The organism is Variovorax paradoxus (assembly GCA_016806145.1).
Taxonomy (GTDB): domain Bacteria; phylum Pseudomonadota; class Gammaproteobacteria; order Burkholderiales; family Burkholderiaceae_C; genus Variovorax.
In genome coordinates this window covers 2,245,324-2,258,623 of sequence record CP063167.1, presented here as the reverse complement: position 1 = coordinate 2,258,623, position 13,300 = coordinate 2,245,324, and the positions used below count along the sequence as shown (strand labels likewise).

The 13,300-nt window shown below is 71.0% G+C and carries 9 protein-coding genes and 1 tRNA gene; 4 read left to right on the top strand and 6 right to left on the bottom strand.

Going from position 1 to position 13,300, the window contains the following annotated elements; translation table 11 throughout:
* Positions 1 to 2 precede the first annotated feature (2 nt).
* The gene (locus INQ48_41600; protein ID QRF61856.1) at positions 3 to 1,187 is read left to right on the top strand and encodes an MFS transporter; all 1,185 of its coding nucleotides are present in this window, start codon (positions 3 to 5) and stop codon (positions 1,185 to 1,187) included.
* On the opposite strand, the gene INQ48_41595 is transcribed toward INQ48_41600, so the two are convergent.
* Positions 1,182 to 2,099 carry a DMT family transporter gene (locus INQ48_41595; GenBank protein QRF61855.1) on the bottom strand — a complete coding sequence of 306 codons (918 nt, stop codon included), beginning with the start codon at positions 2,097 to 2,099 and terminating at the stop codon, positions 1,182 to 1,184. The two genes, INQ48_41600 and INQ48_41595, sit on opposite strands and share 6 nt — an antisense overlap.
* 168 nt (positions 2,100 to 2,267) lie before the next feature.
* Between INQ48_41595 and INQ48_41590 the strand changes: the two genes are divergently transcribed.
* Both INQ48_41590 and INQ48_41585 read left to right on the top strand, forming a co-directional pair.
* Entirely contained in the window at positions 2,268 to 3,986 is a 1,719-nt protein-coding gene (locus tag INQ48_41590) for a ubiquinone-dependent pyruvate dehydrogenase (GenBank protein QRF61854.1), read from the top strand.
* On the top strand, positions 3,983 to 4,723 hold the full coding sequence (locus INQ48_41585) for an MgtC/SapB family protein (GenBank protein QRF61853.1): 741 nt from the start codon (positions 3,983 to 3,985) through the stop codon (positions 4,721 to 4,723). Before INQ48_41590 ends, INQ48_41585 begins: the two co-directional genes overlap by 4 nt.
* Before the next feature lie 15 nt (positions 4,724 to 4,738).
* Here the strand turns inward: INQ48_41585 and INQ48_41580 are convergent, their stop codons facing one another.
* Both INQ48_41580 and INQ48_41575 read right to left on the bottom strand, forming a co-directional pair.
* Positions 4,739 to 9,100 (bottom strand): DEAD/DEAH box helicase, encoded by a 4,362-nt coding sequence (locus tag INQ48_41580; protein QRF61852.1) that lies wholly within the window; start codon positions 9,098 to 9,100, stop codon positions 4,739 to 4,741.
* A gap of 83 nt (positions 9,101 to 9,183) precedes the next feature.
* Positions 9,184 to 10,074 (bottom strand): LysR family transcriptional regulator, encoded by an 891-nt coding sequence (locus tag INQ48_41575; protein ID QRF61851.1) that lies wholly within the window; start codon positions 10,072 to 10,074, stop codon positions 9,184 to 9,186.
* A gap of 123 nt (positions 10,075 to 10,197) precedes the next feature.
* On the opposite strand from INQ48_41575, the gene INQ48_41570 reads away from it, so the two are divergent.
* A complete protein-coding gene (locus INQ48_41570) occupies positions 10,198 to 10,641 on the top strand; it encodes a VOC family protein (GenBank protein ID QRF61850.1) in 444 nt (147 codons plus the stop codon).
* A 73-nt stretch (positions 10,642 to 10,714) separates the two neighbouring features.
* Here the strand turns inward: INQ48_41570 and INQ48_41565 are convergent.
* From INQ48_41565 to INQ48_41555, 3 genes are all read right to left on the bottom strand, one after another.
* A tRNA-Arg gene (locus INQ48_41565) sits at positions 10,715 to 10,791 on the bottom strand.
* A 215-nt stretch (positions 10,792 to 11,006) separates the two neighbouring features.
* On the bottom strand, positions 11,007 to 11,900 hold the full coding sequence (gene prpB / locus INQ48_41560; GenBank protein QRF61849.1) for a methylisocitrate lyase: 894 nt from the start codon (positions 11,898 to 11,900) through the stop codon (positions 11,007 to 11,009).
* Positions 11,897 to 13,294: an FAD-dependent oxidoreductase gene (locus INQ48_41555; protein QRF61848.1), complete on the bottom strand. Its 1,398-nt coding sequence runs from the start codon at positions 13,292 to 13,294 to the stop codon at positions 11,897 to 11,899. Before INQ48_41555 ends, prpB begins: the two co-directional genes overlap by 4 nt.
* Between the last annotated feature and the right edge of the window lie 6 nt (positions 13,295 to 13,300).

Here is a 13,300-nt window from a genome sequence, read left to right as displayed (position 1 = left end):
CCATGGACAAGCGACTGCTGGTACTGGCCCTCGGGATGTTCGCGCTCGGCACGGACACCTTCGTGATGGCCGGCATCCTGCCGCAGCTGGCGCACAGCTTCGACGTCGACATCGCGGTGGCCGGCCAATTGACGACGCTCTATGCGATCGCCTATGCGCTGCTGGCGCCGACCATCGCCGCCGTCGCGGGCAACGTGCCGCGCAAGCAGCTGATGCTGGCGGGGCTGGGCATCTTCGTGCTCGCGAACCTGGCGACCGCGCTCGCGCCCAGCTTCGCGGTCGCGCTGGCATCGCGCGTGTTCGCCGGACTGGGCGCGGCCATGTACTCGCCGACCGCGACCGGGACGGGCGCGAGCATCGTCGAACCGAACCGCCGCGGCCAGGCGATCGCCGTGATCGTCGCGGGCCTGACGGCGGCCACGGCGCTGGGCTCGCCGATCGGCACGGTGCTCGGCGGACTCGGCGACTGGCGCTGGACGATGTACTTCGTCTCGGCCGTGGGGCTTGCGGCGGGGCTGGGCATCCTGGTGCTGCTCGAGCGGGTGCCGCTGGCGCCGAGGATCGGCCTCATGGCGCGGCTGGCGCCGCTGAAGGATTCGCGCATCGGCTGGACCCTGCTGACCACCTACCTGGGCATGGCGGGCAATTTCCTGGTCTACGTCTACTTCTCGGTGGTGTTCGATCGCGTGCTGTCCAATGCCCTCGTGTTCGGCGCGCTGCTGGTGGTCTGGGGCGCGAGCGGCACGCTCACCAACATCGCGCTGGCGCGCGTGCTCGACAGGACCAGTCCGACGAAGGTCATGTTCGTGGTGCTGCTGGCGCAGGCGGTGGACATGGCCTTCCTGCCCTGGACCAGCGCCTCGCTATGGCCCGCCGTCGTGGCCGTTGCGATCTGGGGGGCGACAGGGTGGGGCATCCAGGGGCCGCAGCAGTATCGGCTGGTCAATATCGCGCCGCCCATCGCGCCGGTGCTGCTCGGCCTCAATACCGCGGCGACCTACCTCGGTGTGACGACCGCCGGCATCCTCGGTGCCGTGGGCATCCATCTGCTCGGCGCCCACTGGCTGAGCCTGCTGAGCGTGGCGGTCTTCATGCTCGCGATCTTCACCTCGCACATGGCCGGCCGCCGGATCGCCGGCCACCGTGCGCGGGAGGCTTCGGGCGTCGTGCTGCCGGCGCGCTCATGAGGACGAGCGCGTCGCGGGGGCGGCCGGCTGCCGCTTGCCGCGGGCCGATCTGGCCGCCTCGCTGCGCGCCAGCCACAGGCCGCTCGCGACGATCAGCGCGCCGCCGCCCAGGGTCCAGGCATCGGGCACGGCCTGCCAGAACAGCCAGTCGAGCAGCAATGCCCAGGCCAGCGCGCTGTATTCGAAGGGCGCGATGGCGGCGGCCTGGCCATGGCGGAAGGCCTCGGCGATCGCCAGTTGCCCGAGGAAGCCGCTGAGGGCCAGGCCCGCGAGCATCCACGCGTGCTCGGCACGGATCGGCACCCATTGCGGCGCCGCCAGCAGGCTGCCGCCCACCGCCATGCCGGCCGTGGTCCAGAACACCAGCGCGGCGCTCGGTTCGGTGCGGCTGATGAGCCGGCCCAGCATGTTCGACAGCGCATAGCAGACCGCGGCGACCAGGATCGCGATCGCGCCCATCGAGAGGAAGGCGCCTTGCTCGGGCCGCAGCGCGATCACCACGCCCGCGAAGCCCAGCCCGATGGCGACCCAGTGCCGCGCGTGGATCGATTCGCCGAGCATCGGCACGGCGATCAGCACCATCAGCAGCGGCGCGATGAAGGTCAGCGTGTAGGCCTCGGCCAGACCCAGCGTCTTGAGGCCATGGACGAAGAGCATGAGCATCGCCATGTTCAGCGCGGCGCGCAGCAGGTGCAGGCGCCAGCGCAACCGGCGGTTGAAGACCCCGGCCGCCTCGCGGCGCCACGCGACGTAGAGGCAGACCAGGGGCAGCGCCGTCAGGCCGCGCAGCGCCATCACCTGCGCCGGCGGATAGTGGCCGGCCAGGGTCTTGAGCAGCGCGTCCATGCAGCCGAAGAAGGCGCAGGCCAGCAGCATCGCGGCGATGCCGCGCAGGGTTCCGGTCGATTGCATCGGGTGGGTCGTCTCGCGACGGGGCGGGTGCTTGCCGCCGTCGGGCTTTGCGGATGTTTGGCGCATTCTGCCTGCGCGGCGAAATCCTACCCATGGTTTCGACCGCTGCCCACGGGCCGCGCGAGGCGGGTGCGTAGCCTCTTCTCTTTGTCGCAAAGGAAGCTCCGCATGGCCCACAAGAAAGTCGCCGACCTCGTCATCGAAACCCTGCAGAAGGCCGGCGCCAGACGTTGCTACGGGATCGTCGGCGACACGCTGAACCACGTGACCGACGCGATCCGCCGCAGCGAGATCGAATGGGTGCATGTGCGCCACGAGGAAGCGGCCGCCTTCGCCGCCGGCGCGGAGTCGTACCTGACGGGCGAGCTGAGCCTGTGCGCGGGCTCATGCGGGCCGGGCGGACTGCACTTCATCAACGGCGTCTTCGAGTCGAACCGCAACCGCGCGCCGGTGGTGCTGATCGCGAGCCAGATCGTGACGGCCGAGCTGGGCATGGAGTTTCCGCAGGAGGTGGACTTCAAGTCGCTGTATGCGGGCTGCAGCGTCTTCTGCGAACAGGTGGAGTCGGCCGAGCAGGCGCAGCGCGTGGTGGCGCTGGCCGCGCAGGCGGCGTTGTCGCGCCGCGGCGTGGCGGTCGTCATCCTGCCGAGCGACATCGCGCAGACCGAGGTGAAGGAGGGGCTCGGCTTCTCGGTGCACCGCGCCGCGCCCGTGATCCGGCCCAACGATGCCGAGCTCGCGCGGCTGGCGGCGCTGCTGGGCCAGGGAAAGAAGATCGCGATCTATGCCGGCCATGGCTGCGAGGGCGCGCACGAGATGCTGCTGGCGCTGGGCCAGTGCCTGAAGGCGCCGATCGCCCACACCTCGCGCGCCAAGGATTTCGTGGAGTACGACAACCCCTTCAACATGGGCATGACCGGCATCTTCGGCGTGGAGTCGGGCTACCGCGCGCTGCAGGAGTGCGACACGCTGCTGCTGCTGGGCGCCGACTTCGCCTGGAGCCAGTTCTATCCGGCCAAGGCGACCATCCTGCAGATCGACGTCGACGGCAGCCATCTCGGGCGGCGCCATCCGGTGGCGCTGGGGCTGGTGGGCGACATCGCGCACACGATCGAGGCGCTGATCCCCCTGCTCGAGGAACGTGCCGACCGAAGCTTTCTCGACGACTGCCTGCGCCATCGCAAGGCCTCGCTGGAGACGCTGCGCCGCGACGAGCGGCCCGGCAAGGCGGGGCTGATCCATCCGCAGCACCTCACGCGCGTGATCGACGAACTGGCGGCCGACGACGCCGTCTTCACCGCCGATGGCGGCAGCCCGATGGTGTGGTCGCTGCGCCACCTCACGATGAACGGCCGCCGCCGCACGCTCGTGAGCCTGCTGCACGGCACCATGGCCAACGCCATGCCGCAGGCGCTGGGCGCGCAGAAGGCCTTTCCCGGGCGGCAGGTGATCTCGCTGTCGGGCGATGGCGGCATCGCGATGCTGCTGGGCGACCTGATGACGGCCGTGCAGGAGAAGCTGCCGATCAAGGTGGTGGTCTACAACAACGCGAGCCTGAATTTCGTGGAGCTCGAGCAGAAGGTCGAAGGGCTGCTCGACAACTACACCGACCTGCTGAACCCCGACTTCGCGCGGCTAGCGGAAGTGATCGGCTTCTACGGACAGAAGGTGGAGCGCGCCGAGCAGCTGCCCGATGCCGTGCGCGCCTTCCTCGCCCATCCCGGGCCGGCGCTGCTCGACGTGAAGGTCAACCGCACGGAGCTGGTGATGCCGCCGAAGGTGGAGTTCAGCCAGGTCGCGGGCACGATGCTGTACTCCGCCAAGGCGGTGCTCGGCGGACGATCGTCGGACGTGGTGGACCTGATCAAGGACAACTTCACCGAATGACGCCGAGCCTGTCCATGCTGCACGGCAACGTTCTTCTGTCCCATGGCGAGACGCTGCTGCGTCTCTTCGTCGCCGCCGCGCTCGGCAGCCTGGTCGGCCTGGAGCGCGAGCGGCTGCTGTGGGCCGCGGGCATCCGCACGCACATGCTGGTGAGCGTGGGCGCCTGCCTCTTCATGCTGGTGTCGGCCTACGGCTTCGCGGACAGCCTGCGCGGCGAGCACGTGGTGCTCGACCCGTCGCGCGCGGCCGCGCAGGTGGTGTCGGGCATCGGCTTCCTCGGCGCCGGCGCGATCCTCGCGCGCGGGGAGATCGTGCGCGGGCTCACGACCGCCGCGAGCATCTGGACCGTGGCCGCGATCGGGCTCGCGGTCGGCGGCGGGCTGTACTTTCCGGCGGCCGCCTCGACCGTGATCATCCTGGTGATCCTCGCGGGCATCAAGCCGCTCGAAGAGGCCTACCGCGCGCGCAGCCAGAGCTGCCGGCTGCGCGTGGTCGCGACGCACGGCGCGGTGAGCCCGGAGTCGCTCGAGCAGGGCCTCGACCTGCAGCCCGCGCGGCTGCGGCGCTTCCTGGTCGCGGTGCGGTCGGGCGGGGCGCTCGACGACATCACGGTGCAGCTGGTGCGCGTGTCCTCGGCCGACATCGGCAATTTCGTGCGACGGCTCGAGGCGCTGGAAGGCGTGCAGTCGGTCGAGGTCGTGACGCGCGGCGGCGGGCACGGGGCCGAGGCCAGCTGAGGCCGTGGCGTGGGCTCAAGCCGCCGGCTGCGCGGCGAGTTCGTAGCTGCGCAACGACGGATCGAGCGAGAGCGCGCGCCGCGCCGCCTGCGCCCGCGTGGCATCGAGTTCGACCAGCAGGCGGATCTCTCCCGCCACGCTGGTCGCGATCGGCACGCCGTCGCAATACAGCACGCGCGAGCCCGCGACGCGCGGCACCTTCGGGCCGTTCACGACGGTGCCCAGCAGATTGGCGGGATCGCTGGCCGCGAGCGCGATCAGCGCGCCGTCGCCCGGCTCGCGGCGCACGCGCCGCATCGATGCCACCGCCTCGGGCAAGGCGAACTGCTCGCCCGACACGCCGGCGATGAAGCGGCCGCCACGGATCTCGCCGCGTGCCTCGAGCCGGCGGCACACGCGCACCAGCTCGCGCCAGGGCGGCAGCCACGCGGCCTCGCGCTCGAGCAGCCGCCAGCAGACGACGCCATAGCGGCGCAGCAGCACGTGCACCACCTGCTCGATCGCCTCGGCGGAGCCGGCGGCCAGCGCGTCGGCGGCGGCGGGCGGCCGCACCAGGGTCCAGCGCCCGGCGTCCTCGATGCTGAAGAGGGGCGCGCGCCGCCGGCGCCGCAGGTCGGCCGAGGCGCGCTTGGCGGCCGGCACCAGCAGGGCACGCAGGCCCGCGTAGCTGTCGCAGCGCGCGCGGCCCTTGGCGACCAGTTCGGTCAGCGCCTCCTCGATCTCGACCGGCAGCAGCCGGGTGCCGTGCGCGATCTCGTCGAAGAAGCAGGCGCCATGCTGGGCCAGGTGCGCGGCGACGCGTGAAGCGCGCGAGCCCAGGTTGTCGTCGTCGGCGGGCGCGGGCGCGAGCGTGGTCCACAGCGCCGAACTGCGGCGCGGCAGCAGCACCACCGGCGTGGCGCGCAGCGACAGGCTGCCCGCGCCCTTGCGCCCCTCGGTGGCCGTCGGCCGCAGCCGCGTCCACAGCACGCGCCCGGCGGTGCACAGGTCGTCGAGCCAGGCGCCCGCGTAGTCGCTCACGCGCGCGGGCAGCAGCTCGGCCTCCCACAGCGGCGCGGGTGCTTCATAGCCTTCGAGCTGCGAGAGGATGCCCGACAGCGCCTCCGGGCCGCTCACGCGCGAGCCCGCGCCGATGTGCTGCCATTCGAAGAGGAAGCGCACGAAGTCGCGCGGCTCGACCGGTTCGATCTCGCGGCGCAGCCGGCCAAGCGTGTAGCGGTGGACGCGTGCCAGCAGATGGCGCTCGCACCACTCGGGCTCGGTGCCGCCGGGCGTGAAGCGGCCCTGCAGCACGCTGCCTTCGGCCTGCAGCGCGAGCAGGGCGCCTTCGACATCCGCGGCCGGCAGGAACAGCGACTCGGCGAGCTGCGCGACCGTCACGGGGCCGAGCCCGCCCAGGCGCGAGCGCAGCAGTTCGCGCAGCGCGGTGTCGCGATCGGCGGGCTGCTCGGCGTCGTCGGGCGCGACGATGGCGGGCTGCATCGGCGCATCGGGCGCCACGGCGCGCAGCAGGCCCAGTCGCTCGGCCGTCACCCAGAGGCCGCGCGCTGCGCGCCCCTTGCCTTCGAAGATCAGGCGCGTCGCGCGGCCGGCCTTGGCCAGGGCCGCCAGCCATTTCTTCCAGTCCGCCTGCCGGGCCACCTCGTCGTCGTTGAGGGCGCCGAGCATGCCGAGTGCCTCGTGCATCTCGTCGGCACTGCGCGGTTGCGGCCAGGCCTCCTCGCGCACGCTCGCGATGGCCTGCGCGTCGAGCTGGCCGACGTCGTCGGCGCTCTGCGGATCGGTGTAGCGCCGGTTCTGCACGGCCTGCGTGCGGCGTTCTTCCAGCGGCGCGTCGTCGAGGAAGGCATAGGGCCGCGCGTTCAGCGCCTCGAGCGCGAGCGGCGAGGGCGCGGGCAGGTCGAGCGCCAGCACGCGCACCGCGCCGGCCTCCATGCGCCGCAGCAGCGCGAGCCAGCCGTCGGCGTCCATCGCGTCGTGCAGGCAGTCGTCGAGCGTCTGCGCGACCAGCGGATGCTCGGGGATCTCGCGCTCGCCGACGATGTTCTCCGCGCACGCGACCTGGTCGGGAAAGACGGCCGCGAGCAGGTCCTCGGAACGCATGCGCTGCAGCTGCGGCGCCACCTTGCGCCCGCCAGTGAAGCGCGGCAGCGCGAGCGCGGTGGTGGCGTTCCAGCGCCAGCGCACGCCGAACAGCGGCGCGTCGAGCAGCGCCTGCACCAGCACGTGCAGCGCCGAGGCCGAATGCAGGTAGCGCGCCACCTCGTCGAGCGGGAAGCTGTGGCTGGTCGACAGCGACAGCACGATCGCGTCCTCGGTCGCCGCGGCCTGCAGCTCGAAGTTGAAGGTGCGGCAGAAGCGCTTGCGCAGCGCCAGGCCCCAGGCGCGGTTGAGCCGGCTGCCGAAGGGCGCGTGGATCACCAGCTGCATGCCGCCCGAGGCATCGAAGAAGCGCTCCATCACGAGCGTGTGCTGCGTGGGCAGGTCACCGAGCACGGCGCGCGCCTGCGCGAGATGCGCGACGATCTGGCGCGCGGCCTCGTCGTCGAGGCCGACGGTCCGCGTCAGCAGCGCCATCGCCGCGTCGTGGCCGCCCGATGCGAGCGCCTGCGCCACCTCCTCGCGCAGCCGCGACACGCCGAACGACAGCTCGTCGCTGCGCCCCGGCGCCTCGCCGAGCCAGAACGGGATGTTGGGCGCCGCGCCCTGCGCGTCCTCCACCCGCACGCGGCCCGGCTCGATCTTGAGGATGCGGTAGCTGGTGTTGCCCAGCTGGAACACGTCGCCCGCGAGGCTCTCGACTGCGAAGTCCTCGTTGACGGAGCCGATCTTGTCGGCCTGCGGCTCCAGCACGACCGTGTAGTCGCCGGTCTCGGGGATGGTGCCGCCGGAGGTCAGCGCGGTCATGCGCGCGCCCTTGCGTTCGCGCAGCAGGTGGTGCACGGCATCGCGGTGCACATAGCCCGCGCGCTGGCCCTGCCGCGTGGCGAAGCCTTCGGACACCATGCGCACCACCTCCATGAAGCGCGCCTGCGACAGCTGCGCATAGGGCCAGGCGCGACGTACCAGGGCGAACAGCTGGTCCTCGTTCCATTCGCGGCAGGCGGTCTCGGCCACGATCTGCTGCGCCAGCACGTCCAGCGGCGCCGGCAGCACGCGCAGCGCGTCGAGCTCGCCGCGGCGGATGCAGTCGAGCAGGGCGGCGCATTCGACCAGCTCGTCGCGCGACTGCGCGAACAGCCGCGCCTTCGGCACGCCGCCCACCGCATGGCCCGAGCGCCCGGCGCGCTGCAGGAAGGTGGCGATGGCGCGCGGCGAGCCGAGCTGGCACACGAGGTCGACGTCGCCGATGTCCAGGCCCAGCTCGAGCGAGGCCGTGGCGACGAGCACCTTGAGCTCGCCGCGCTTGAGACGCTGCTCGGCGGCCAGCCGCGTCTCCTTCGACAGGCTGCCGTGGTGCGCGGCCACCGCCTCCTTGCCGAGGATGTCGCCCAGGTGCCGCGCCGCGCGCTCGGCCATGCGGCGCGTGTTGACGAACACCAGCGTGGTCTTGTGCAGCCACACGAGCTCGGCCACGCGCGCATAGACCTGCGTCCACTGGTCGCCCGACATCACCGCCTCGAGCGGCGTGGGCGGCAGCTCGAGCGCGAGGTCGCGCTGCTTGGCATAGCCGATGTCGACGATCTCGCAATCGGCCGTGCCGTCGGCGCGCAGCGCGCCCGCGCCGACCAGGAAGCGCGCCACCTCGTCGATGGGCTTCTGCGTGGCCGACAGGCCGATGCGCACCGGCCGTGCCGCGCACAGCGCCTGCAGGCGCTCGAGCGACAGCGCCAGGTGGCTGCCGCGCTTGCTCGCGGCGATGGCGTGGATCTCGTCGACGATCACGCTGCGCACCGTCGACAGCATCTTGCGGCCCGAGGCGGAGCCCAGCAGCACGTAGAGCGACTCGGGCGTGGTCACCAGCACATGCGGCGGCCGGCGCAGGCTCTGCTGGCGCTCGCGCTGCGGCGTGTCGCCGGTGCGCACGGCGGTGCGGATGTCGACCTCGGGCAGGCCCAGCGCCGCCAGCTCGGCGCGGATGCCGGCGAGCGGCGCATCGAGGTTCAGGCGGATGTCGTTGGACAGCGCCTTCAGCGGCGAGACGTAGACGACCGCGGTCTCGTCGGGCAGGCCGGCGGGCTCGAGGCCCCGGCGCACCAGATCGTCGAGCGCCGCGAGGAAGGCCGTGAGCGTCTTGCCCGAGCCCGTGGGCGCTGCCACCAGCGTGTCGCGCCCGGCGCGGATCGCCGGCCACGCCTGGGCCTGGGCCGAGGTGGGGCCGAGGAAGGTTCGCGAGAACCAGCGGGCGACGGAGGGGTGAAACGAGTGCAGGGCCACGGGAAGTGCAGGCTACGGCAGCGCTCGCGATGGCGCAACGCGGTGGGCCGTAGACCCTGCAGGTCGGGATGTTGCGGGGCAACTCAAGAGGGGGTTTCCGGCGGCCCCGCGCCATAGGCCTCGGCGATCAGCTGCGCGAGCGCGCGCGAGGCTTCGTTCATGTTGCGCTTGCTGCGATGGACCAGGCCGATGTCGCGATGGAAGGTGTCCTCCCCGAGGTCGATGACGCGGACCGCCGCGGGCCAGCGGCGGTTGCGCATCGTCTGCGGCACCAGTGACGCGCCCAGGCCGAGCGCGACCAGGCGGATCAGCGCATCGAGTTCGTCAGCCTCGCAGACGTCCTTCACGGCGATGTGTTCGCGCCGCAGGAACCGGTCCACCTGCCGGCCGGCCAGCGATGCGCGGTCGTAGCGGATGAAGGGGATCGTCATCAGCAGCTCGCGCCAGCCGATGTCCGGCGCGTCCCGCGGCACGACGAGCCGGAAGGGTTCCCGCGCCAGGGTGGTCCATCGGAGGTCGCTGTGCAGAGAGAAGGGCGGCCGGATGACGATCGCCATCTCGAGTTCGCCGGCGTCGACGAGATGGGCCAGGTCCATCGAGAGGCCCGGCACCAGCCGCGTGCGGACCTCCGGGAATTGCCGATGGAACCTGGCGATCGCTTCGGGCAGCAGATGCGATTGCGCGGAGGCGATCGAGCCGATGCTGAACCGGAACGAGGTCGTCGTCGCCTCATTGCCGGCACACAGGTCCGCATACATGCGGATCAACTGCTCGGCCTGGCCGACCATCTGGTGCCCGCGGTCGTTGAGGCGGGCGGTGCGGCCCGCGCGGTCGAAGAGGTCGTGGCCCACCTCGGCTTCGAGGCGCTGCATCTGGGCGCTGATGGCGGACTGGGTCAGCCCGATCTTGTCGCCGGCGGCCGAGAAGGTGCCCTCGCTCGCGACCGCCAGCAGGGTCTTCAGTTCTCGGATCATGGGTCAGCCTCCGTTCTCGGGTTTCATACAAAAATAATTTGTATGAACCAAGAATATTAATTGCTTTTTTTATTGCATCGGAGTGCCTATCGTTCGGGCCTGCTCAACCCCACAGAAGACCCCATGCTTGCCCTTCGCACCAACCCCGCGATGCTGTCGCCGTTCCATGTCGCTTTTCCCGTGCACGACCTCGCGCTCGCGCGCCGGTTCTATGGCGAGACCCTCGGCTGCCCCGAAGGCCGCAGTTCCCCGGACTGGATCGACTTCAATTTCTACGGCCACCAGATCGTGGCCCACCTCTCGCCCGAAGAGGCCGGTGTCGCGCAGAAGAACGACGTCGACGGCAAGGGCGTTCCGGTGCGCCACATGGGCATCGTGCTTCCTCGCGCCGATTGGGATGCGATGGCGCAGCGGCTGAAGGCGGCCGGCATCGCGTTCATCATCGAGCCCTACATCCGCTTCCAGGGCGAAGCGGGCGAACAGGCGACGATGTTCTTCCTCGATCCGTCGGGCAACGCGATCGAGATCAAGGCTTTCGCGAACATCGAGATGCTGTTCGCCAAGTAGGCGCGAAGGTCGCGCGCAAAGAAAAACGGGCCAGACGCCTGAACGTCTAACCCGTGTTCTAGAACCGAAATTCTGGTGCGGCTGGCAGGAATCGAACCCACGACCCCTTGGTTCGTAGCCAAGTACTCTATCCAGCTGAGCTACAGCCGCGAAGCCTGCGATTATAGCCCGGAAATCGGCGCCGACCCTGGCGGGCCGGCTATCGCGGATCTGCAGAAGCGATCGATGCTCCGATTCGTGAATCAGGAAGGCCTTGATACGCTGACCCTGTCAATACGCCGTGGCCGCTCGTCCGATCGAGTTAACATAACACTCATTGTGATTTTGAAGCGACGACAGCCATCCCGGCCACGGCCCGCCCAAGCTCAGCGGCGCCCCTCGGCAAACAACGCATCGAGCCGCTGCTCGAACGCGTGATAACCGATGCGTTCATAGAGCTCCTCGCGGGTCTGCATCGCATCGAGCACCGCGCGCTGGTGACCATCGCGGCGGATCGCGCCGTAAACCGCCTCGGCCGCCTTGTTCATCGCGCGGAAGGCGCTCAAGGGATAGAGCACCATCGCGACGCCGACGGAACGCAGTTCCTCGACCGAGAACAGCGGCGTCTGGCCGAACTCCGTGATGTTCGCGAGCACCGGCACGCCGGTGGCGTCGACGAAGCGCCGGTAGGTCGGCAGGTCCAGCGCGGCCTCGGCGAAGACCGCGTCGGCGCCGGCCTCGACGCAGGCCCGGGCGCGCTCGATCGCGGCCTCGACGCCCTCCATCGCGATCGCGTCGGTGCGCGCGATCACGAAGAAGGCGTCGTCGGTGCGCGCATCCACGGCCGCCTTCACGCGGTCGGCCATCTCGCGCACGCCGACGATCTCCTTGCCCGGCCGGTGGCCGCAGCGCTTGGCGCCGACCTGGTCCTCGATGTGGCAGGCGGCCGCGCCGGCCTTGACCAGGCTGCGCACGGTGCGCGCGATGTTGAAGGCACTGGGGCCGAAGCCGGTGTCGATGTCCACCAGCAGCGGCGTGTCGCACACGTCGGTGATGCGGCGCACGTCGACCAGCACGTCCTCGAGGCCGCTCATGCCGAGGTCCGGCAGGCCCAGCGAGCCCGCGGCGACGCCGCCGCCCGAGAGATAGATCGCGCGGTAGCCGGCGCGGCGCGCCAGCAGCGCATGGTTGGCGTTGATCGTGCCGACGATCTGCAGCGGCGATTCCTCGCGCAGCGCGGCGCGGAAACGCGCGCCGGGGCTGGTCTGGCCCGCGCTCATGCCGCGGCCCTCGCCACGGCATGCTGCGCCGCCAGGCGGCCGAAGATGCAGCCCTTGGCCAGCGAGGAGCCGCTCATGTAGGTCTCGCCATGGAAACCTCCCATCACCTCGCCCGTCGCATAGAGGCCCTCGATCGGCCGCTTGTAGACGTCGAGCACGCGCGCATCGACGTCGATGTGCAGGCCGCAGTAGGTCGAGGTCAGGCCGGTGGTGCAGGCCAGGCCGTAGAACGGCCCGGTCTCCACGCGCGTGGGCTTGCCGTAGCCGGTGCTCAGCGAGGTGCGGCCGAAGGCATCGGGCTCGGCGCCGTCGCAGGCGCGGTTGTAGGCGTCGACGGTCTCGCGCAGCGCGCCGGCATCGATGCCGAGTGCTGCCGCCAGCGCCTCGAGCGAATCGGCCTGCTTCACCAGGCCGGCATCGAGCGCGCCCTGGTAGTCGGCCACCGTGGGCAGCGGCGAGGACTGGTCCATCACGCGCTGGTCGAAGACCTGGAAGCCCAGCAGCTCGGGCTGTTCGAGGCAGCGGTCGCCGATGGTCTTGTACGACACCGATTCGTTCACGAAGCGGCGCCCTGCCCTGTTCACGATGATCGCGCCGCGGTACATGGCCGACACCAGCCGCGGCGCCACCTCCTCCTTGCCCGGCGCCGGCTCCGCCACGGGCGCGCCGAAGGTGCCCTTGACGTAGCCGAGGTCGATCAGGTCGGCGCCGAGCGCCCAGGCCATGCGCAGGCCGTCGCCGGTGTTGCCGTGGCCGCCCATGGGCCGTGCCTCGCGCAGGTGCGGCGCGAAGCGCTCGACCAGGTCGGGCGCGCGCGAGAAGCCGCCGGTGGCGATCACCACGCCGCCGCGTGCACCGATGCGCTCGCCGTTCTTCAGCACCACGCCGGTCACGCGGCGCGCATCGCCCTCGCCCTCGGTCAGCAGCCGCTCGACGTGGGCGCCGGCGCGGTACGTGACGCCGGCCGCGAGCGCCTGCGCATGCAGCGTCTCGAGCACCAGCACGGGGTCGATGCTGTGGTTGCGCGGCACCGACTGGCTGCCGCTCAACGAGACCTTGTCGAAGCGCAGGCCCATCGCCTGCAGCCATTCGTAGGTCTCGTACTGGCGCTCGGCGTACACATGCACCAGCGCCTTGTCGTTGCGGTGCTTGCCGGCCTCGAGCAGGTCCTGCTCGAGCAGCTGCGCGCTGTCGGGAATCTCGTTGCGCCGCTGCACCTCGGTGCCCGCGAACGCGAAGGCGCCGCCGCACATGCGGGTGCTGCCGCCGTACAGCGCGGTCTTCTCGAGCAGCAGCACCCTGGCGCCGCGCCGCGCCGCCTCGATGGCCGCGCAATGGCCGGCCATGCCGGCGCCGATCACGACCACGTCGTGCTGGTTCTCTTGCTGTGTCATTGCATT